Genomic DNA, 21362 nt, shown 5'->3' on the forward strand with positions numbered 1-21362 from the left:
CGATGGCAGGCCCCGGACCGACAGCGTCCCCGGCACCTGGCCGCTGCTGGCGGCTCGGAAGTTCTTCACCAAGGCCACGGTGTCGGACGACGGCCGGACGCTCCATGAGATCGACCCGGGTGCGTGGGACCGCTTCTACCGGGACCGGTGGGCGCACGACAAGGTCGTCCGTTCCACGCACGGCGTGAACTGCACCGGGTCGTGCTCGTGGAAGGTGTTCGTCAAAGACGGTTTGATCACCTGGGAGCATCAGGCGACCGACTATCCGTCGATCGGCCCGGAGTCGCCGGAGTACGAGCCGCGGGGCTGCCCGCGTGGGGCGTCCTTCTCCTGGTACACCTACTCTCCCTCGCGTGTGCGCTACCCGTACGTGCGCGGGGTCCTGCTGGAGATGTGGCGGGAGGCCAAGGCCCGCCTGGGCGACCCGGTCGCGGCATCCGGACGCGCACTTCATGACCGAGTCCCGGTACCGGGGTACGAAGGTCGTGGCGGTCAGCCCCGACTACGCCGACAACGTCAAGTTCGCCGACGACTGGCTGGCCCCGCACCCGGGCACCGACGGAGCCCTGGCCATGGCGATGGGCCACGTCGTGCTCACCGAGTTCTTCCGTGACCGGCAGGTCCCCTACTTCAGCGACTACGTGCGCCGCTTCACCGACCTGCCCTGCCTGGTGACCCTGCAACAGCGGGAGGGCGCGTACGTGCCCGGCCGCTTCCTCACCGCCGCCGACCTCGGGGAGGTCGGCGAGAACGCCGAATTCAAGGCGGTCATGCTGGACGAGGCCACCGGGCGGCCCCGGGTGCCGAACGGCTCGCTGGGGTTCCGCTGGGGGAAGCAGGGTGAGGGCCGCTGGAACCTGGACCTCGGTGACATCGAGCCGGCGTTGAGCCTGCTGGAGCACACCGAGGAGAAGGCCGCGATCGATCTGCCGCGGTTCGACCAGGGCGCGACAGAGGGCGGTGCCGCGATGCGCCGCGGCGTACCGGTCACCGAGATCGGGGGGCACCTGGTCACCACCGTGTTCGACCTGCTGATCGCCCAGTACGGCGTGGACCGCGGCGGCCTGCCCGGCGACTGGCCGGACTCCTATGACGACCCGTCCGCGCCCTACACCCCGGCCTGGGCGGAGGAGATCACGTCGGTCCCGGCCGCGACCATCGCCCGGATCGCTCGCGAGTTCGCCCGCAACGCCGAGCGCACCCGCGGCCGGTCCATGATCGCGATGGGCGCGGGTACCAACCACTGGTTCCATTCCGACCAGATCTACCGGGCGTTCCTGTCGCTGGTGATGCTGACCGGCTGCCAGGGCGTCAACGGTGGCGGCTGGGCTCACTATGTCGGGCAGGAGAAGGTACGGCCGGTCACCGGATTCCAGCATCTGGCGTTCGCGCTGGACTGGCAGCGGCCCACCCGGCATATGGCGGGCACACCGTTCTTCTACCTGGCCTCCGACCAGTGGCGGTATGGGCCACCCCGGGTTCGGCGCCGACGAGCTGGCGAGCCCGCTCGGCCCGGGGACGTTCGCGGGCCGGTCGTTCGCGGACTGCAACGCCCAGGCGGCTGGGCTGGCTGCCGTCCTACCCCGCGTTCGACCGCAATCCGCTGGACCTGGCGGACGAGGCGGCGGCCGCGGGCATGTCGGTCGCCGATTACATCGTGGCTGAACTGAAAGCGGGCCGACTGCGATTCGCCGCCGAGGATCCGGGCTCCCCGGCCAACTTCCCGCGGGTGCTGACGGTGTGGCGGGCGAACCTGCTGGGCTCCTCCGGGAAGGGCAACGAGTACTTCCTGCGTCATCTGCTCGGCACCGACGCGGCCGTCCGCGGTGAGGAGAGCCCGCCTGAGCTGCGCCCCAGCGAGGTCACCTGGCGGCAGGAGGCCGCCGACGGCAAGCTCGACCTGCTCACGGCGATCGATTTCCGGATGACCTCCACCGGGTTGTTCGCCGACGTCGTGCTTCCGGCCGCGACCTGGTACGAGAAGCACGACCTGTCCAGCACGGACATGCACCCCTTCGTACACGCCTTCAACCCGGCGATCAACCCGCCCTGGCAGGCGCGCACCGACTACGACGCGTTCCTGACGCTCGCCGACCGGTTCTCCGAGCTCGCCGCGGACCATCTGGGCACCCGTACCGACGTGCTGTCGGTGCCGCTGACCCACGACACCCCCGACGAGCTGGCCCAGCCGGGCGGCCGGGTGCGCGACTGGAAGCGCGGCGACGGTGAGCCCGTGCCCGGCCGCACCATGCCCAAGCTGGTTCCGATCGAACGCGACTACGCCGCGGTCGGCACGAAGATGCGCGCCATCGGCCCGCTGCTGGAAGCGCTCGGGCTCACCACCAAGGGCGTGACCTACCGGGTGGAGCCGGAAATGGCCTACCTGCGCAGCCAGAACGGCGTCGCCGAGGACGGACGTCCCTCGCTGGCCCGCGCCGAGCACATGTGCGAAGCCATCCTGCCGCGCATCTGCGAGCACTGCCTCAACCCCTCCTGCGTCTCGGCCTGCCCGTCGGGCGCGATGTACAAGAGGGAAGAGGACGGAATCGTCCTGGTCGACCAGGACCGGTGCCGCGGCTGGCGCATGTGCGTCTCGTCCTGCCCGTACAAGAAGGTGTACGTCAACCACCGGACCGGCAAGGCGGAGAAGTGCACCTTCTGCTACCCGCGGATCGAGGCCGGCCAGCCCGCGGTATGCGCCGAGACCTGCGTCGGACGGCTGCGCTACATCGGCCTCATCCTCTATGACGCCGACAGGGTGACCGAGGCGGCGAGCGTCCCCGACCCGCGGGACCTGCTGGAGGCGCAGCGCCGGGTCTTCCTCGACGCCGCTATCGCCGGTGCTGGACGCCGTCACCGGCGCGGGGGCCGACGCCGACGACCCGGACGAGGTCTTCCACACCATCACCGAACTGCGCATCCCGCTCGAATACCTGGCCGAGCTGTTCACCGCAGGCGACACCGAGATCGTCGCCGGGGCACTGATGAAGCTGTCGGCGATGCGCGCCCACATGCGCTCGCGCACGCTCGACGGCGCCGCCGCCCAGGACGTCCTGGACGCGGTCGGCATGACCGCCGCCGAAATGGAGGAGATGTACCGGCTGCTGGCCATCGCCAAGTACGACGACCGCTACGTCATCCCCGCCGCACACCGCGAGGACGCCGCCGCACTCGCCGCGCAGGTGGACGGCTGCAGTCTCGACGGCGACGGCGGCCCCGGCATGGCCGGATTCCACCTGCCCGGCACCGGATCCACCCGCCGCACCGACGGCCGCACCGCCCTGCCGCTCTTCGTCAAGCGGGAGGGAACGCCATGACGCTCCGCCACCGCCGCAGGGTGCACGGCGGTTCCCTGGACCTGGATCGGCGCCCGCTGTTGCGCCTGGTGTCGCTGCTGCTGCAATACCCCGACGACGAGCTCCTCGCGGCGCGCGCGGATCTTCCACCTCGGCATGTTCGCGGTGATCGGCGGCCATCTCCTCGGACTGCTGATACCCAAGGGCTGGACCGAGGCCGTGGGCGTCTCCGAGCACGCCTACCACACGACCTCGGTGACCGGCGGGACCGTCGCGGGCATGATGGCCGTCGCGGGGCTGGGCCTGCTGCTGGCCCGCCGCTTCACCAACGGGCGGGTCCGCAGGACCACCACCCGGATGGACAAGGCGCTCTTCGGCGTCCTCGCGGTGGTGATCCTGCTCGGGATGGCGGCGGTCGTGGGCCGCAACATGCTCGGCGGCGGGTACGACTACCGCGCCACCGTCGCGGTGTGGTTCCGCGGCGTCTTCTACTTCCGCCCCGACGGGGAGCTCATGGCGGACGTGCCGCTGGTCTACCAGCTGCACCTACTGTCGGCCTTCGCGCTCTTCGCGATGTGGCCGTTCACCCGGCTCGTGCACGTCTGGTCCGCACCGATCGCCTACCTGTGGCGCCCGTACGTCGTCTACCGCCGCCGTACACCGCGGCCGGAGTCCGCGTCCACCTTGGAGAGCGAGCACACATGACGGAATCCCCTACGCCGACCGCTTCGAGGTGCACGGCGAGCTTCCCCCGCAGGGGGTGACCACCCGCAGGGGGTGACCACCCGCACCTGGTCGGGCGCGGCCGCGCAGGAGGCGGCGACCCGGGTGAGAGCGCGTGTCATGGCGATCATTATCGGCGCTCCGCCATAAAGACGCCAGTGTTCACTGGAAGAATCTTCAGGCCGTGGCATGGCGCCATTGCGGCGACAGTTCCTCCATCAGCGCCTCCGTCTCGGGCTGGAGCCGGTCGAGCAGCGGGTCGCGGCCGACGCGGCCGCGCAGCTCGTCCACCACGATCCGGACCTGGGCCTGGTCGCCGGTGGCGTGGGTCGCGCGGAGCAGGTCACGCCACAGGCCCTCGTCCTCGGGCGCGAGCCGCAGCCCCGCGCGGGCCGCGCCGACCGCGCCGCGCGCGTCGCCGTCGTCGAGCCGCAGCACGACGAGCCGGTGCGCGACGTCGATGACCCGCGCGGCCGCCTCGTACTCCAGGTCGTGGTCGGCCAGCCACGCGTACCGGCCGCGCGGCCGGTCGGCGAGGAGCGGGCCGCGCACGAGGTCCAGCGCGTACGCCATGTAGGCGGTCTCGGACGCGGGCTCGGCCGCCGACCGCCACACCAGCCAGCGGAACACGTTGAGGTCGACCCGGACCTCCGAGCCGAGCCTGATCCGGCCGCGCTCGTCGTGGTAGAGGTTCGGCCGGCCCCGCGTGTCCCGGCCGAGCCAGTCCGACACGCGCGCCACGCACGCGTCGCGGACGCCGGCGCTCGCCCCGCGCGGCCAGATCGCGCCGGACAGCACCGTCGGGTGGACGCCCTCCGGATGCGCCGCCAGGTACACCAGCAGTTCGGTGCAGAGCGCGCGGCGGTCGTCGTCCATCGGGCCGGACGCGTCGACCTCGATCGGACCGAGCAGCCGGATGTCGACCGACGACTGCTGAGCGGTCGGCGGCTCCGGCCCGCCGGCCAGGCCCGGCAGCTCGACGGATTCGAGCCGGCCCGCCGTCCGGAACAGCTCGAACACGCCGCGGTAGTCGTCGTCGCCGACCAGCTGCGCGTCGACGTCGAAGCCGAGGACGCCGGCCTGGAGGCGGCCGGCCTCGTCGACGTCCCACGTCCACGTGGCGCCCTGCACGTCGCCGGGGACGAGGTACCCGGCGGCCATCCGGGTGCCGGTGCGGGCGAGCGCGACGAGCCGGTCCGCCTCCCGTTCCGACGGCCGGTCCGCCATGATCAGGTAGTGCGGCATCCACGCCTCGCCGAACACGCCGCGGCAGCGGCCGGTGAGCACCGAGTCGACGCCGGACGCGGCGAGCGCCTGCCGCACCTCCTCGCTGCGTCCCTCCAGCTCCGGCAGCGCGTCCGCGAGCGTCGGCACGGAACGGATCCGGTCGGGCGCGATCTCCGCCAGGCCTTCGCCGAGTTCGCCGCCGAACCCGACGAGCGTGATCCGCATGTGGTCGGACCAGCGGTTGGTGGCCAGCTCCATCGCGACCGCGGACAGCACCGCCCGGCGGGTGTCCTCGGGGCCGCGCAGCGCGATCAGGCCGTGCGCGGCCTCCAGGTCGACGAGGATGCGGCCGTTGTCGTTGGTGCCGATCGACACCAGGCCCGGGTAGGGGGCGAGGACGTCGCCGAGGTCGGCCGCCTCCAGCCCGGCCAGCGCGTCGCCGTGCAGCCGCCACACCTGGCCGTCGTCGTACGGCTGCCACGGCGCGGGCGGGTTCTGGTCGGCGGGCGCGATCCACAGGTCGAGGCTGCCCTGCCCGGCCTGCGCCGCGTCGCTCGATGCGGTGCCGATGTGCACCCCGTACACGGTCGGGAGGGCACGGCCGCCCGCCGCCATCGACTTCGACAGGTGCCGCAGCCCGAGGTCGAGCAGCCGGACGGCCTCGTCGTCGGCGCCGAGCCGCAGCGCCCGCTCCGTCCCGGCCGCCTCCCCCTCCGGCCGGACGACCATGGTCCCGAACGCGCGGTTCCACAGCTGGACGCGGCGCCGCCGGCCGAGGACGGCGAGCAGGCCGGCGGCGAGCAGCGACGCGGCCGCCAGGCCGTGCGGCCAGCCGATGCCGGACGCCGTGCCGGTCTCGTCCTGCTGGTCGAGGCCCTGGCCCGGCACGGACGCGCCGCTGCTTCCGGCGTCGCCGCCCATCTCGCCGGACGGGCCGCCGTGCACGGGTGGCTGCGCGGGTTCCGGTTTCCGGGTCTCCGGTTTGCGGGTCTCCGGGGTCTGCGTGACCTCGGGCTGCGGCGCGGTCGGCGGAGCCTGCGACACCGACGGCTGCGGCGCCGTCGGCGGCGCCTTCGACACGGGCGGCTGCGGGGCGGTCGGCGGGGCCTGGGTCACCGGCGGCTGCGAGACGGGCGGCGGGGCGGGCTGCTGGGGCTTCGGCTCCGCCTCCGGGGCCGGTTCGGGCGCCGGTGCGGGCTCCCGCGGCTTCTCCGGCTTGTCGGGGACGGCGTGCCCGTACCGGAAGTACTCGTCGAGGTCCCCGGCGGGAATGACCTTCGCACCCTTGGCGTCCGCCGGCATCTCCAGGATCCAGCCGGGACGGATCAGGCTCGCGATGGTCAGCCGCGTCCCGTCCGGCTGGATGTGGCCCTTGTTGAGGGCGAAGATCTCCTTGTAGCGGCGTCCCTCGCCCAGGCACTTCTCGGCGATCTCCCACAGGCTCTCGTGGTGGCGTCCCTCCGGCGGCTGCACCCGGTAGATCTTGGTGGTGGCGGCCTTCTCCAGCGGTTCGGCGGCGAGGTCCGCGGCGACCCGGTCGGCGACGGCCGTGCGTTCCGGCGCGGCCGGGATCCGGTGGAACTCCTGCGACTGCGTCTGCACCGGCGGCCGCTGCGACAGACCGCCGGCGCCCGAGAACGCCGGCATGATCGCGGTGGTGGCGGTGAACAGCAGCAGCGCCGCCACGACGAGCCGGTGCACCAGCGACTGCGTCCCGCCGGCGAGCGGCACCCGCGCGGGCACGCCGACCCCGCGGATCCCCGCGTACACCTCGACGGCCACGCACACCGCGAGCTGGAGCCACGCGAGCCACACCAGCGCGACGAGGATGGCGATGAGCGAACCCGGGCCGACCCGCTGCGTGAGGTCCGACGCGGACGGCACATGGTCCGGCAGCGGCGAGCCGAACAGGATGAGCAGCGCGGCCGGGACACCCGCCATGAGCGCCGACAGCGCCACGACCGCGCCGATCCCCGCCAGGACGTCGCCCGCGCTGCGCTGCCTCTTGACCGGCTGCCTGCCGCCCCGGTCCGGGGGCCTCTGCCCTTGCCGCGTCACCATCGCGCCCCTGCCGTTCTCCGGTCTCCGGACGTCGCACAAATCGTAGGTCGGTTTCGCCTGGGACTCACGGGTCGATTCCTCCCGTGACGGGATGGGCGGTCGCGCCGGAGGTCATCCGGAACTCGCTGAAGCCGGGGATGATCCCGAGCAGCTGCGGCCGGACGGTGATCTGCACGGTGACGGCCACCTCCTGCTCGTCGGCGTCGCACCGGGACGCGGTGACCTGGTCGCGGTAGGCGGTGAGCAGGTCGCATGCGGCGGCGCGGGCGCGGGCCGGGTCGAGGACGGGTTCGCCGGTCTCCCGGAGCGCGTCGGTGTCGATCTGGTCGGCGCCGGCCCGGGCGGCCTGCTCGGCCATGTCCGCCGCGCGCTGCCGCGCGTGGATGGCGAGGCCGCCGTCGACGAGCAGCCCGGCCAGCAGGAAGACGATCGGGGTGAACAGCACGGTGTACAGCGCGATCGTGCCCCGGTCCCGGCCCCCGTCCCGGCCGCGACCCCGGCCGCGGGCCGTGCACCCGGTCATTGCCCGCCTCCGGGGTCTTCGGCGCCGCCCGCGTCCGTCCCCCGGTAGGTGAAGGTGTCGATGGGGGCGATCGCCTCGCCCTGGAGCCGTTTGCTGCCGGGCAGGCCGATGAACGACAGGTCACCGAGGTCGACGTCGCAGCTGATCGTCACGCCGACGCGGCCGCCCGGCCCCCAGTCGGACACGTCGGTCTGCACGATGGGCCCGCCCGAGCACCATTCCGTGCCGGTGAGACCGGCCGCGGCGGTCTCGGCGGCGAGGCGCTGTGCGGCGGGGGCGCTGCGGGCGATGGAGGCGGCGCGGACCGCGTCCCGCGCGGCCCCGTCCACCTGGCTCTTGGCGTCGACCATCCGGCCGGCGCCGGCGAGGAAGAGCAGGAACGCCACGAACAGCGGCGTGACCAGCACCATCTCCAGGGACATCGACCCGCGGTCCGCGATCTTCACCGGGCGGCCTCCGGTTCGCACGCGACGCCTTCGCCGACGTCGGGACGGAAGCACTCGATCGGCCCCTGGGACCGCTGCGACACGTGGAACTTCATGAACGGGATGACCGCCACCGCGTAGCCGCTGACCTCGACCCAGCGCTGGTCGCCGGCCTCCCCCGCCCGGACGTCGAGTCCGCTCAGCAGTTCCGGGCCGATCTCGCGGACGTCCCCGGCGGCCTTCGTGGTCGCCTCGTCCTGCCAGCCGCCGCCGACGGGCGCGGTCCGCGCGACGCGGGCGCCCGACTGCGCCGCCGCGAGCGCGACGTGCCGGGCGTGGAACACCATCGTGAACTGCACGACGATCAGCATCAGGAGGATGAGGAGCGGGGTGAGCAGCGCCCACTCCATCGACGACACCCCGGCGTCGGACCGCGGCGGCTCCGCATCCGCGGCGGGCCGCCGGGTCAGCTGCCGGTGTTGATGGTGTTGGCCTTGTCGGTGACCTTCTTCGTGATGACCGCGCCGATCGTGATCGCGAGCAGCGCCAGGATCGCGGTGATGATCGCCCATTCGATCGCGGACGCGCCCCGGTCGCGCTCGTCCGGCGCGCGCATCCGTGCGATCCGCGCACCGGCCATGGCGCGCAGATAGACGACGATCGGATCGTTCATCGGGTTGTGCGGACTCATCGCGGTACCTCCAGTGGGCCGTCACGGGGACTCTTCGGAAAGCGTGGGGACTCATGAGGCGAGCACCCGCATCAGGGCCGGGTAGGCCAGGAAGATCAGGAATCCGGCGCAGAGGAACAGCTGCGCGACGAGCATCGACTGGGAGCGTTCGCCCGCCTTGCCCTCAAGCTCCGACAGCTCGCGGCTGCGCATCGACGCGGCGCGGGCGGACAGGGACTTGCGGACCTGCGCCCCGTCGTCGGCGACGAGGGCGAGCGCCCCGGCGAGGTCGCGCAACTCGGCGATGTCGAGTTCCTCGCCGAGCCTGCCGAGCGACTGCCAGGGCGTCTGGCCGGTGATGCGGGCGTTGGACAGGGCGTCGCGGATGCGGTGCATGGCCCAGCCCTCACCGATGTTCGAGGCGGTCATCAGCGCCTCCGGCACACCGCGCCCGCCGGCGAGGTTCATCGAGACAAGGTCGAGGAACGCGCCGACGACGTGCCGGAAGTCCTGCCTGCGGGCCTGCGCCTCCTGCCGCAGCTGCATGTCGGGAAAGAAGAAGAACACGGCGGCGAACAGGATGCAGATCCAGACGGGAACGGCGACGGACGAGCCGAGCCCGAGCAGCGCGAAGTACGCGGCGATCAGCGGGATGAACAGCAGCGCGGCGGCGGGGAGCAGGAACTTCGTCGCGAGGAACGCCTCCATCGACCGCTCGGTGATCGCCAGGTCGGCGCGGACGGAACGCAGCCTCCAGCCGCGCGACTCGCAGAACCGCGCCAGCTCCCGTCCCAGCCTGGCGCGCAGCCCCCCGACCCGCTCCAGCGTCGGAGACATCCGGCCCGCCTGCTGTTCCTCCAGGTCGCGGCGGCGGGCGGCGTCGAGCGCGGCCATCCGCGCGGCGAGGCCGGGCCGCGCCGGGAACAGCGCCCTGGCGAGGACGTACAGGCCGAGGCCGACGACGGCGCCCGCGAGCATCGCGGCGTTCACTCCGCACCTCCTCCCGCGTCCATGGTGTGGCGTCCACGCAGCGGGAGTTCCTGCGGGCCGCCGGAACCGGGCCCGCCGCCCTGCCAGCCCGCCACGGTGCTCGGCACCTCGCCGGGCACGCCGGGCTGGACGGCCCTGCGCGGCTCGCTGAGGAACCGTCCCGGCAGCTCGTACTTCGACAACCTGCGCAGCCACAGGAACGCCGCCCCGTACAGCGCGACGACGATGCACAGGACGAGCTGGCCGAGGACGTCGTCGTACGGCTCGACGTAGGAGTGGTTGAACACGGCGAGGGCCAGGGCCGTCCCGACGGAGACGGCGACGACGATCCGGACGCTGCGCCGGGTGGACCGCCGGTCGGCCTCGACGCGGCGCCGCATGTCCAGTTCGGCGCGGGCGGAGTTCGCGAGGGCGCTGAGCATGTCGCGCAGGCCGGGGCCGCGGAGCTTGGCGTTCAGGATCAGCGCGGCGATCACCAGGTCGGCGGACGGGTCGTCCAGGTCGTCGGCGAACCGGCGCAGCGCCTCCGGCATCGGGACGCGGGTGTGCAGCCGGTCGACGAGGTTGCGCAGCGGCTGCTGCAGGGCGGGCGCGGCGGCGCGCTGCGACGCGGGGATCGCCTGTTCGAGGCCGACGGCGCCCGCGATGGTGTCGCGCAGCGACTCCGTCCAGCCGGCGAGGGCCTCCAGCCCCGCCATGCCCTTGCGTTCCTCGGCGGCGCCGCCGGCCAGGCCGTTCCAGGTGAGCACGAGCGCGCCGGTCCCGGCGGCGGCGATCGGCCAGCGCGTCACGATCAGCACGGCCACGCCGACGATGACGGCGACGGCGGTGCGGGTCGTGAGCGTCCTGACGAGGTCCTCGCGGCTGCGGACCTGGCGCCGCCCCCCGGACACGGGCCGCGGCGGCAGCCCGCGCACCGCGACGGCGAGGAGCAGCAGCCCGCCGCCCGCCACGGCGCCCGCGACGATCGCGAGGAGAACGTCCGGCGCGTACATCAGCGCCCTCCCCCGCCGGTGACGAGCCGCCCGCCGCCCCGGCACGCGTTCACCAGGCACCTCCGGCGGACGGGTCGTAGCCGTGGTCGGCGAGTTCGGCGGCGCACGCGATCGGCGCGCTCGGCACCGCGAACCCGCCCGGCCCGAGCGTGAACACCTCCGACGACAGGATCCGCCCGTCCACGCCGGTCACCTCCCGGATGCTGGCGACGTAGCGGCGCAGCCGCCCCCCGGAGGTGTACTCGTTGCGTTTCTCGATGAACACGACGAAGTCGATGGCGCCCGCGATCAGCATGTGGGTCGCCTCGACGGGCAGCCGCTCCTCCGACTGGATCGCGTAGGTCGCGATGCGGTTGAAGACCTCCACCGACGAGTTCGCGTGGATCGTCGACAGCGACCCGTCGTTGCCCTGCGTCATCGCGTTCAGCATCGTGACGATCTCGTCGCCGAGCACCTCGCCGACGATCACGCGGGACGGGTTCATGCGCAGCGACCGGCGGACCAGCTCCGCCATCGAGATCGCGCCCTGCCCCTCGGAGTTCGGGAGCCGCTGCTCGAACGCGATGCAGTTGGGGTGCAGTTCGGGGAAGGCGTCCAGGCCGAGTTCGAGGGCGCGTTCGACGGTGATGAGCCGCTCGTCCGCCGGGATCTCGTTCGCCACGGCGCGCAGCAGCGTCGTCTTCCCCGCGTTCGTCGCTCCGGCGATCATGATGTTCTTGCGGGCCTGCACGGCGGCGCGGAGGAAGTACCCGATCTCCTGGGGGAACGTCCCGTTGCCGACGAGGTCGGCGAGGAAGACCTTGCCGAGGCGCGCACGGCGGATCGACAGCGCCGGGCGGACCGTCACGTCCATCACGGCCGAGAGCCGCGAACCGTCCGGGAGCCGCAGGTCGAGCTGCGGGTTCGCGGTGTCGAACGGACGCGACGACAGCCCGCTGTAGGCGGCGAGTATCTGGATCAGCTCGACCAGTTCCTCGTCGCTCTCGGCGACCGGCTCGCCCATCACCTCGCGCCCGTCGGCGTAGCCGATGAAGACGCGGTCGCAGCCGTTGATGTCGATGTTCTCGATCTCGGGGTCCTCCAGCAGCGGCTGGAGCCGGCCCACCCCGAACAGCGCCGCGTGCACCCCGGCCGCGAGCGCCTCCTCCTCTTCGGCGTTCGGCGGGCGGCGCCCGGAGGTGATCTCGCCGCGGGCGAACTCCTCCAGCACCTGGCCGATGAGGGCGCGGGCGAACTGCCGCTCGTCCTCCCCGGTCATCGGCGGGAGCCCGTTGGCGGCGTCGAGGCGGCGCTGCTGCGCCAGCCGGTCGCCGACCTCCTGGCGGAGGCGTTTGACGAGCCCGTGGTCCATCTAGCGCCTCCCCTCCTCGTGCCGTCCGCCCGCCGGGACCTGCCCGGTCGGCGGAGGCCGCTCGCTGGCCGGGACCTGCCCGTCCGCCGAAAGCCCCTCACCGGGCGGTGCCTGCACCGCGGGCGGGACATGCGGGCCGGGCGCCGGCGGTGGTTCGGGCGCCGGCCGGTACGGGGGCGGGACGTCGTGCCCGCCGCGGTCGTGGGCCGCGCCCAGGGCGGGCCGGGCCGACGCGAGGCGTCCGGCGAGTTCGCCCGCGACCTCGCGCGCCGACCGGATCAGCAGCGAGCGGTCCAGGCGCCCGCCCCAGCGGCCCGACAGCAGCTCGGCGCCCTTGGGGTCGAGGGCCAGCCCGCCGAGGACGGTCACGTCCGGCGGCGGGGGCCCCTGCTGAGCGCCCGCGTCCATCGGCCGGGCGCGGCCCCGCACCCCGGCGAGGATGCGGTCGACCTCGGCGATCGAGCCGCGGAAGTCGCGCGGGTCGGCGAGGACGAGCACCCCGACGGGCGGGCCGCCGCGCAGCTCCGACGTCAGCGCCGCGACGCGTTCGCGCAGGTGGGCGACCTGTTCGAGGGTGGCCCTGGTGAGCAGGACGACCATGTCGGCCTCGTGCATCAGCTCGGTCAGCGGGGTGCCGGCGCCGAGCCGCCCGCAGTCGGCGATCACGTCGACGGGGTCGAGTCCGGCGAACGCGCGGCCGAGCGGGCCCCACAGCCACGTCATCGCCTGCGCCTGCTCGGCGTTGGTGGTCCCGACGAGCACGTCGAGGCCGCCGACGAGCCGCTGGCAGTGCTCGGCGATCTGGTCGGGGCGCAGGCCGCGGCGGGCGGTGGCGGCGAGGCTGAGCAGCCCGCGGGACGGGTTGAGCATCCCGCCGTCCGCGGCGTGGCTCTGGGGGCCGTCGGCGGTGCCGGGGGCGGCGGGCAGCCGGTACACGAGGTCGCCGCCCGCCTGGTCGCACTCCGCGACCAGCACGGGACGCGGCCACACGGCGCCGAGGGCGACGGCCGCGGTCGTGACGCCCGGCGCCCCCTTGTCGGCCGCGAGCGCGATGAGTGCCACGGTCAGTTACCGCCCGCGCCCGGTGTCGGTGCCCCGCTCCCGCCCGTGCCCGGGGTGCCCCCGCCCGGCACCGGCACGGTGCCGCCGGGAGGCTCGGAGCCGCCGGGCTCCTCGTTCCCGCCCGGGTCTTCGCCGCCGGGCTCGGCGGGTGGGGCGGCGGCCTGCGCCCCGTCCGGGATGAGCGCGAGCGCGACCGCCCCGGCCGAGGCCGCCTGGGTCACCTGCGGCGCGTCGGCCGGCAGGACGGCGACGTCCACGCTGGTCTGGTCGGACCGCAGCCGGGTGCCGCCGAGGTCGCCCCCGCCGCCTCCGCCGGAGACGGCGACCACGATGGCGTCCCGGGCGAGGACGGTGCCGGCGCGCGGCCCGCCGTTCTGCCCGCCGCCGACCGCGTAGAGGGTGACGTGCTTGCCGACGGCGACGCCGCCGGAGGGGAACTGGCCGGGTTTGAGCGCGAGCCCGACGATGAGGCGGCCCATCGCCGGGGCGTCCGGGGAGCTGATCATGGAGTTGGTCAGCAGCGCGCCCTTGACCAGCGGGACCGCCGCGAGATGCCGGGCGACCTTGGCACGCTCCGACCAGCTGATGTACTGGATTCCGGTGTCGCCGACCTGGACCTCTTCGAGCGCGGCCGCCGGGATCTGCTGCCCGGCCGCGACCGGCTGCGCGATCCGGATCGCCGACACCCGCTCGCCGCTGGCCATCACGAGGTAGGCGCTCGCGAGGGCGCCGCCGAGGATGAGCAGCACCGCGAGCGCCGCCAGTGCCGGTTTGCGTTCGCGCGGGGAGGTGGGAAGCCGCTGCCCCCCGGAGGTGCCGAGCCCCGAGCGGCCGAGCCCCGGCGCGCCGCCGGACGAGCCCGCCGCACCGCCGGCGGCCGGACCCGCTCCGCCTCCGCCCGAGCCCGATCCGCCTCCGGCGAAGGTCGACTGGTTGGACTTCATCGCGCTGCCCACGCGCTCCTTCCCGCCCCTCCGCGGACCCGTTTCCCGGGATCCGCGCATCACCGAGCGATCCATGCTTGCGGGGGCGGCAAGGTCACGTCAATGGATTCGGTCGATACAAGCCGTCCATATCTGGGCATGGCTCGATGACCTGCGAATTCGTTGATCACCGGGTTGCTTACCATCAGTCACATCTGTCACTGACCACATCCTGGACGACTCCGGAGGCGCGCCGGAGGCCCCGCGGCGTCACGGTCGCGGCCCCCGCGGGGTCACGGCCGCAGGCCGACGAGACCCGCCAGCAGGGTCATGCCGTGGTCGAAATAGCCGGCCCGGTCGTCCTCCAGCACGGTGTTGAATTGCCCGAACAATTCAAAGCTGACCGTTCCGTACAAACCGGACCATGCCGTGAGGCAACGAATGATCACGTCGTCCGGGACGTCCATGAGGACCGCGGTGCGCACGCGGTCCAGGTCCGCGGCGATCGAGGGCGGAGGCGCCGGGGAGAATCCGGCCGGTTCGACGGCGCCGGCCGCGTGCGCCTCGGTGATGATCCGCGCGAGGACGACCGTGTCGCGCATGGCCGCGGGGACGGTGTCCTGCGGCGCCTTGTAGCCGGGGACGGGCGACCCGTACAGCAGGGCGTACTCGTGCGGGTGCTCCAGCGCCCACTCGCGGACGGCCCTGCAGACGGCGAGCCACCGTCCGGCGTAATCGTCGGCGCGCATGCCGGCGTCGGCGTTCTCGACCGCCTCGCCGACGGCGTTGTACCCGTCGATGATCAGCGCGGTGAGCAGGTCGTCGCGGCTCGGGAAGTACCGGTAGATCGCCGACGACACCATGCCCATCTCACGGGCGACCGCGCGCAGTGACAGTCCCCCGGCCCCCTCGGTGGCCAGCTGCCGCCTGGCGATCTCGGTGATCTCGCGGACCAGCTCCGCCCTGACGCGTTCCCGTGCCGTACGACCTGCGCTCATGGGGTCAGGCTAGCAGAGCGCCGCACCGATTCGAGAGCATTGCTCTTGACAACGCCGCTCTCAAAAGAGAGCATTGCTCTCGAAACAGAGCATCGAACCCGAGAGGGGCCCTCATGGCCGCCAGGAACCTCAAGACGCTGCGCGAGGAGTACGCGCTGCGCGGTCGAATCGACGAGAGCGCGCCCGTCACCAACTCGTCCGACATCGTCATCGACGCGCCGGTTCAGGAGGTCTGGGACGTCCTCGCCGACCTGCGCCGCTGGGAGACCTGGGCGCCCGGCTTCCGCATCCGCGCGCTGGACGCCGTGGAACCGGGCCGGGAGTTCCGCTGGGCACAGAACGGCACGCCGCTGCGGTCCCGCTTCGCCGTGGTCGACCCCGGCCGGGAGCTGAGCTGGACGGGCCGTTCCCTCGGCCTCTACCGGGCGGTCGACCGCATGGTCCTGACCCAGGAGGACGGGCGCACCCGGGTGACGCTCCAGGAATCGCTCGCCGGCCCGCTGGTCCGCCGGCTCTTCGGGGCGAGCAAGCTGCGCGCGGCCCACGAGACCCGCCTGAATGCCCTCAAGACCCACATCGAAACACCCCGCCACACGCGCTGAGCCGCGCCATGCCGCCCGTGTGAGACCGCGAAAAGGGGCGATGCCGCAGGTCGGCGAGAGAACTGGATCAACCGAACGAAACGGAAGACAGGAGAACGACATGGGCAGGCACGTGATCGTCGGAGCCGGGCAGGTCGGCGCCCACCTCGCCGAGCGGCTCGCCGGGGGCGGGCATGACGTCGTCGTCGTGACGCGGTCCGGGTCGGGGCCGGAGGGCGTCCGGCGGGTCGCCGCCGACGTCGCCGACCGGGCGCGGCTGACCGAGATCGCCAAGGGGGCCGACGCGCTCTACAACTGCGTCAATCCGCAGTACCACCGGTGGGCGCAGGACTGGCCGCCGATGGCCGCGTCCTTCCTCGGTGCGGCCGAGGAGACAGGCGCCGTCCTGGTCACGCTGAGCAACCTGTACGTGTACGGGCCGGTGGACGGGCCGATGACCGAAGACCTGCCGCTCGCGGCGACGGGAACCAAGGGACGGGTCCGGGCGAAGATGTGGCGGGACGCTATCGCCGCGCACCGGGCGGGCCGCGTGCGGGTCACCGAGCTGCGCGGCTCCGACTACTACGGCCCCCGGAGCACCGACCAGGCGTACATCGGCGAGACCCGGTTCGTGAAGCCGCTGCTGGCGGGCAAGCGCGTGCCGTACTTCAGCGACCCGTCGGTCCCGCACGCCTGGACGTACCTGCCGGACGTCGCGGAGGCCCTCGCCATCGCCGGGACGGACGAGCGGGCGTGGGGGCGGGCATGGCACGTCCCGACCGGCCCGGCCGTGTCCACGCTGGACGTCGCCGGACGGCTGTGCGAGGTCGCCGGCGCCCCGGCACCGCGCGTGTACGAGGTGCCGCGTCCCGTCTTCAACGCGCTCGGGCTCGTCTCGCCGATGATGAAGGAGCTGCGGGAGACCAGGTACCAGTTCGACAAGCCGTACATCCTGGACTCCTCGGCGTTCCAGTCCACGTTCGGGATGGCGCCGACGCCGATGGACGACGCCCTCAAGACCATCGTCGCCGCCCACCGGGAGTCGGAGGGGACGGGTAACTAAGCTGAGCGCGGTTGTCCCGAGGACGTCGGAGGGCTCTGATGCGGATCTCGTTCACGGCGCTGACCGGCGGAGGACCACGCGACGTCGTGCTGGACGCCGACTCCGAGGCCACCGTGGACGGGGTCGCGCAGTCGCTCGCCGCCCTGCTCGACGGCCGGGCGCCGTCGGCCGCGCCGCCGCCCGTCCCGACGCCCCGCTACTCCAAGGACGCCCTGCTCGGACGGGACGGGCTCGCCTCCGGCGGCGGCCGGAGCCCGCGATCGCGGCGGGCCCTGTGGATGGACGGGCGGATGCTCGACCCGCAGGCCCTCGCCGTCAAGGAACTGCGGGACGGCGCCGTCGTGGCGGTCGAGCAGCGCGGCGCCGCCGCCACCGTCCTCGCCGAGCCGACCGGCCTGGTCGAGGTCCGCGTCGTGGGCGGCCCGGCGGCCGGGTCGGTGCACCGCCTCGGCCTCGGGGCCTGCACGATCGGCTCCGGGCGCGACGTGGACGTGGTGCTGGACGACCCGTCCGTGCCGGCCCGTTCGCTGCGGCTCACGGTCGGGCGCGAGGCCGTCGAGGTCGAGGCGTCCGCGCAGACGATGGAGGGGAGCGCCGAGCTGGACGGGACGCCGCTGGCCGCCAAGACGACGTGGCCGGCGGGCGCGCTGCTGTCGGTGGGTTCCAGCGTGCTGGCGCTCGCGCCGAGCGCCGCCTCCGACACCCACCTCGAGCCGCTGCCCGAGGGCGGCCTCGCGTTCAACCGGCCGCCGCGGCCCGACCCGGCGCACCGCGACCGGCGGCTGGAGGTCCCGGAGCGTCCCGAACGCGACCCGCGTGACCGGCTCCGGCTGCTCGGGGCGCTGCTGTCGCACAAGAGGTCGCTGAAGGAGTACCACCGCAAGTCCGGCGAGTTCGACGGCGAGGTGCGGCGGCTGCTGCGCGAGGAGGAGGCCGAGCGGCGCGCGTTCCACCCCGACCCCGCCGAGGTGCTCCTGACAGCGACCGGCCCGCGGCGGCGGCTGTGGGAACGCCGCCGCGGCGACCCCGACGCCCTGCACCTGCGCATCGGCCTCGCCGACCTGCCCGCCCACATCGAGCTCACCGGCGACGCCCGCATCGCGGTGCCGCCCGCGCGCCGGGTCCCGGTGGCGCTGCCGCTCGCGGAACTGGGCGTCATCGGGCTGGCCGGGCCGCGTCCCGCGTCCCGCGCGCTGGCCCGCTGGCTGGTCGGGCAGGCCGCCGTCCTGCACGGCCCCCGCGACCTCTCCATCGTCGTCCTGTCCGCCGACCAGGGGGCCGGGGACGAGTGGAACTGGGTGCGGTGGCTGCCGCACTGCGCGCCGCGCGAGGGCGAGGACTGCGTCGCCCTTGTCGGCACCGACGCGGAGTCCGCCGCGCACCGCGTCACCGAACTGGCGATCCGGGTGACGGAACGGCGCCGTGCCGCCCAAGCGGAGTCGTCCTTCTCCGGGCAGGGCGGGAAGGCCGCCGATGCCGTCCCGTACAACGTCCTGATCGTCCTGGACGGCGCGCGCGCGTTGCGCCGCATACCCGGGATGCCGATGCTGCTGTCGCGCGGCGCCGAATACGGGCTGTACGCCATCTGCGTCGACGACGAGGAACCTCTGCTTCCCGAAGAGTGCCAGGCCGTGGCCGCGTGGGAGCCGCAGTACCCGTCGATGGTCCGGCTCCAGGGCCAAGGGCTGGATGTGATCGGGCGCGTACTCGCCGACCAGGTCTCGGCGACCTGGACGGACCGGGTGGCGCGCGCGCTGGCCCCCGTCCGGGACGTGTCACGCGAGGGCGCCGAAGACTCCATCCCGCCCGAGGTGCGGCTCCTGGACGTCCTCGACATGCCCGACCCCACCGCCGAGCACATCCTCCAGATGTGGACGCGCACAGGCGGCCGGACCACACGCGTCCCCATCGGCGTCGGCCCGGGCGGACACGGCCCCGGAGACCCCTACGAGATCGACCTCCGCACGGACGGGCCGCACGCCCTCATCGCGGGAACGACGGGCGCGGGCAAGTCGGAGCTCCTGCGGACGCTCATCGCGTCCCTGGCCGTCGCGAACCGTCCCGACGAGATGACGTTCGTCCTCATCGACTGCGAGGGCGGCGCCGCGTTCGACGACTGCGCCCGCCTCCCCCACACCGTGAGCGTGGTCATCGACCTGGACGGCCACGCGGCGGAACGCGCCCTGGAGTCCCTCGCCGCCGAACTCCGCCGCCGCGAGGAGGTCCTCCTCGACGCGGACGCCAAGGACGTCGACGACTACGACGACCTGCGCGTCACCGACCCGGACCTGCCCGCGATGGCGCGGCTCGTCCTCGTCGTCGACGAGTTCGCCGCCATGGTCACCGACCTGCCCGACTTCGTCACCGGCCTGCTCGGCATCGGACGCCGCGGCCGCTCCCTCGGCGTCCACCTCGTCCTCGCCACGCGGCGTCCCGCCGAGGCCGTCACCGCCGGCATCCGCGCCGACACCGGCCTGCGGATCGCGCTCCGCGTCACCGGCCCCGACGAGTCGGCCGGCGTCCTCGACTCTCCCGAGGCCGCGCAGATCTCCAAGGCCACCCCTGGACGCTGCTACGTCCGCTCCGGCGTGTCATCGCCGCAGCCCGTCCAGTCCGCCCGGATCGGGGGGAGACGCCCCGGGGCCGGCGCCGGCGGCCGCGGCCCCACCGTCCTGCCGCTCCCCTGGCAGGGCCTCGGCCACCCGCTGCCCGTGCCCCGCGGAGCCGGCGGCACCACCGCGGGCGACCCGGATCTCGCCACCGACCTCGGCGTCCTCGTCCAGGCGATCGACGAGGCGGCCCGCCGCGCCGGCATCGCCCGGCTGCCGTCACCGTGGCTGAGCCCGCTGCCCGAACGGATCACGCTGACGCCCGGCACCGCCGCCGGCGGCTCCGTCGTCGACGTCCCCCCGATCGCGTTCGGCGTCACCGACCTGCCCGCCGTCCAGTCCCGCGAGCGGCTCACCCTCGACCTCGCCTCCGGAGGCAACCTGTACCTCGCCGGGTCCGCGCAGTCGGGCCGCTCCACCGCACTGCGCACCATCGCCGGGTCCCTCGCCGGCGCCTGCTCCCCCTACGACGCGCACCTGTACGCCATCGACTGCGGCGCGAACGCCCTGCTGCCCCTCGTCTCCCTCCCGCACTGCGGCGCCGTCGTCAGCCGCGACCAGCTCGGCCGCTGCGAACGGCTCGTCACCGCCCTCGCCGCCGAGGCCGCCCGCCGCCGGCAGCTCCTCGCCGAGGCGGGCTTCGCGTCCCTCGCCGAGCAGCGCGCCTCCGTCGCCGCCACCGACCGCCTTCCCTGGATGGTGCTGCTCCTCGACCGCTGGGAGGGCTTCCTCGGCGCGTTCGAGCACTACGACCACGGCCGCCTCGTCGACCAGGTCATCCGGCTCCTCCGCGACGGCGCCGCCGTCGGCCTGCGCGCCGTCTTCACCGGCGACCGCTCCGGCCTCGGCGGCCAGATCGCCACCGTCTTCGACCGCCGCCTCATCCTCCGCATGGCCGACCCGAACGACTACGGCTACGGCGGCCTCCACGACAAGCAGGTCCCCGCCGCGATGCCGCCCGGCCGTGCCCTGGAATCCGTCGTCCCCGGCGCGCCCCCGCGCGAATCACAGATCGGCCTCCTCGGGGACGACCCGTCCGGCACCGCGCAGATCGCCGTCCTCCAGGAGATCGCCCGCACCTGCGTGTCCCGCTACGGCCGCCTGCCGCGACGCCAGCGTCCCCTGCACGTGGACGAGCTACCGGTCCGCGTCACCTACCGCGAGGCGATGTCGCTCGACCCCGAGTTCCTCGCCCCGTCCGCGCTCTGGGCCCTCGTCGGCGTGGGCGGCGACACCCTGGCCCCGGTCGGCGTCGACCTCCTGAACGAGGGTCCCGGCTTCGCCGTCGCCGGCCCGCCCCGCTCCGGGCGCTCCACGACGCTGCGCACGATCGTCCACTCGCTCCTCGACCCCGCCGTCGGCGGCGGCCTCGTTCCCGTCGTGCTCGTCACGCCCCGGCGCTCCCCGCTCCGGCTCCTGTCCGCCCACCCGGGCGTCCTCGGCGTCCTCACCTCCGACTCGGGCGCCGGCGACCTCACCGATGCCATCGGCGACGAGCACCGCTACGCCGTCGTCGTCGACGACGCCGAACTCCTCGGCGGAACCGACCTGGACGACGCCCTCCGCGACGTGCTCCGCACCGCACGCGACGGCGAGCACGCCGTCGTCATCGGCGGCACCACCGGCGACATCGGACGGGGCCACCGCGGCTTCCTCTCCGACGTCCGCCGCTCCCGCTCCGGGGTCCTGCTGTCCGTCGACTCCCCCGACGACGGCGACCTGTTCGGCCTCCGCCTCCCCCGCAACGCCCCTTTGGGCGGCCCCACCGGCCGCGGCCTCTTCGTCGCCGCCGGTGCGGCCACCCAGATCCAGGTGGCCCTCCCGCCCCAGCCGAACGCGGGCTGACCGGCCCTCGGCGAACATCG

At 73.9% G+C, this 21362-nt stretch carries 15 protein-coding genes and 2 pseudogenes; 6 read left to right on the forward strand and 11 right to left on the reverse strand.

What is annotated here, in order from left to right; translation table 11 throughout:
• Positions 1 to 43: 43 nt before the first annotated feature.
• The 3 genes and pseudogenes from ACGFK0_RS33335 to narI all read left to right on the forward strand — a co-directional run.
• Positions 44 to 2461 (forward strand): annotated as a pseudogene (locus ACGFK0_RS33335) (molybdopterin-dependent oxidoreductase); the annotation flags it as partial.
• A pseudogene (locus tag ACGFK0_RS33340) lies at positions 2459 to 3317 on the forward strand (4Fe-4S dicluster domain-containing protein); the annotation flags it as partial. The pseudogenes ACGFK0_RS33335 and ACGFK0_RS33340, both read left to right, overlap by 3 nt.
• A 120-nt stretch (positions 3318 to 3437) precedes the next feature.
• Positions 3438 to 4001: a respiratory nitrate reductase subunit gamma gene (narI, locus tag ACGFK0_RS33345; RefSeq protein ID WP_392912411.1), complete on the forward strand. Its 564-nt coding sequence runs from the start codon at positions 3438 to 3440 to the stop codon at positions 3999 to 4001.
• A 195-nt stretch (positions 4002 to 4196) separates the two neighbouring features.
• Here the strand turns inward: narI and ACGFK0_RS33350 are convergent, their stop codons facing one another.
• From ACGFK0_RS33350 to ACGFK0_RS33400, 11 genes are all read right to left on the reverse strand, one after another.
• Positions 4197 to 7307, reverse strand: coding sequence for a BTAD domain-containing putative transcriptional regulator (locus tag ACGFK0_RS33350; protein ID WP_392912235.1), 3111 nt, complete (start codon positions 7305 to 7307; stop codon positions 4197 to 4199).
• Between the two features lie 64 nt (positions 7308 to 7371).
• Positions 7372 to 7830, reverse strand: coding sequence for a TadE/TadG family type IV pilus assembly protein (locus ACGFK0_RS33355; RefSeq protein WP_392912237.1), 459 nt, complete (start codon positions 7828 to 7830; stop codon positions 7372 to 7374).
• Positions 7827 to 8276 carry a TadE family protein gene (locus ACGFK0_RS33360; RefSeq protein WP_392912239.1) on the reverse strand — a complete coding sequence of 150 codons (450 nt, stop codon included), beginning with the start codon at positions 8274 to 8276 and terminating at the stop codon, positions 7827 to 7829. The genes ACGFK0_RS33355 and ACGFK0_RS33360 overlap by 4 nt, the downstream gene beginning before the upstream one ends.
• Complete coding sequence (locus ACGFK0_RS33365) at positions 8273 to 8665, reverse strand: TadE/TadG family type IV pilus assembly protein (protein ID WP_392912241.1); 393 nt, start codon at positions 8663 to 8665, stop codon at positions 8273 to 8275. The genes ACGFK0_RS33360 and ACGFK0_RS33365 overlap by 4 nt, the downstream gene beginning before the upstream one ends.
• A 56-nt stretch (positions 8666 to 8721) precedes the next feature.
• Positions 8722 to 8946 (reverse strand): Flp family type IVb pilin, encoded by a 225-nt coding sequence (locus tag ACGFK0_RS33370; RefSeq protein WP_392912243.1) that lies wholly within the window; start codon positions 8944 to 8946, stop codon positions 8722 to 8724.
• A 51-nt stretch (positions 8947 to 8997) separates the two neighbouring features.
• Positions 8998 to 9915, reverse strand: coding sequence for a type II secretion system F family protein (locus ACGFK0_RS33375; RefSeq protein WP_392912245.1), 918 nt, complete (start codon positions 9913 to 9915; stop codon positions 8998 to 9000).
• Entirely contained in the window at positions 9912 to 10910 is a 999-nt protein-coding gene (locus tag ACGFK0_RS33380) for a type II secretion system F family protein (protein WP_392912247.1), read from the reverse strand. The genes ACGFK0_RS33375 and ACGFK0_RS33380 overlap by 4 nt, the downstream gene beginning before the upstream one ends.
• A 49-nt stretch (positions 10911 to 10959) precedes the next feature.
• Positions 10960 to 12261 (reverse strand): CpaF family protein, encoded by a 1302-nt coding sequence (locus ACGFK0_RS33385; protein WP_392912249.1) that lies wholly within the window; start codon positions 12259 to 12261, stop codon positions 10960 to 10962.
• Positions 12262 to 13323, reverse strand: a complete 1062-nt coding sequence (locus ACGFK0_RS33390) for a hypothetical protein (RefSeq protein ID WP_392912251.1) — start codon at positions 13321 to 13323, stop codon at positions 12262 to 12264. It abuts the gene before it with no gap.
• Between the two features lie 2 nt (positions 13324 to 13325).
• Positions 13326 to 14279 (reverse strand): hypothetical protein, encoded by a 954-nt coding sequence (locus ACGFK0_RS33395; protein ID WP_392912253.1) that lies wholly within the window; start codon positions 14277 to 14279, stop codon positions 13326 to 13328.
• A 260-nt stretch (positions 14280 to 14539) separates the two neighbouring features.
• Positions 14540 to 15244, reverse strand: a complete 705-nt coding sequence (locus ACGFK0_RS33400) for a TetR/AcrR family transcriptional regulator (protein ID WP_392912255.1) — start codon at positions 15242 to 15244, stop codon at positions 14540 to 14542.
• 113 nt (positions 15245 to 15357) lie between these two features.
• On the opposite strand from ACGFK0_RS33400, the gene ACGFK0_RS33405 reads away from it, so the two are divergent.
• The 3 genes from ACGFK0_RS33405 to ACGFK0_RS33415 all read left to right on the forward strand — a co-directional run bounded on the left by ACGFK0_RS33405 (position 15358) and on the right by ACGFK0_RS33415 (position 21342).
• Positions 15358 to 15846 carry an SRPBCC family protein gene (locus tag ACGFK0_RS33405; protein WP_392912257.1) on the forward strand — a complete coding sequence of 163 codons (489 nt, stop codon included), beginning with the start codon at positions 15358 to 15360 and terminating at the stop codon, positions 15844 to 15846.
• A 100-nt stretch (positions 15847 to 15946) separates the two neighbouring features.
• A complete protein-coding gene (locus ACGFK0_RS33410) occupies positions 15947 to 16888 on the forward strand; it encodes an NAD-dependent epimerase/dehydratase family protein (RefSeq protein ID WP_392912259.1) in 942 nt (313 codons plus the stop codon).
• A 38-nt stretch (positions 16889 to 16926) separates the two neighbouring features.
• Entirely contained in the window at positions 16927 to 21342 is a 4416-nt protein-coding gene (locus ACGFK0_RS33415) for an FtsK/SpoIIIE domain-containing protein (RefSeq protein ID WP_392912261.1), read from the forward strand.
• Positions 21343 to 21362: the final 20 nt, after the last annotated feature.

The organism is Spirillospora sp. NPDC048823 (assembly GCF_043198445.1).
Classification (GTDB): Bacteria; Actinomycetota; Actinomycetes; order Streptosporangiales; family Streptosporangiaceae; genus Spirillospora.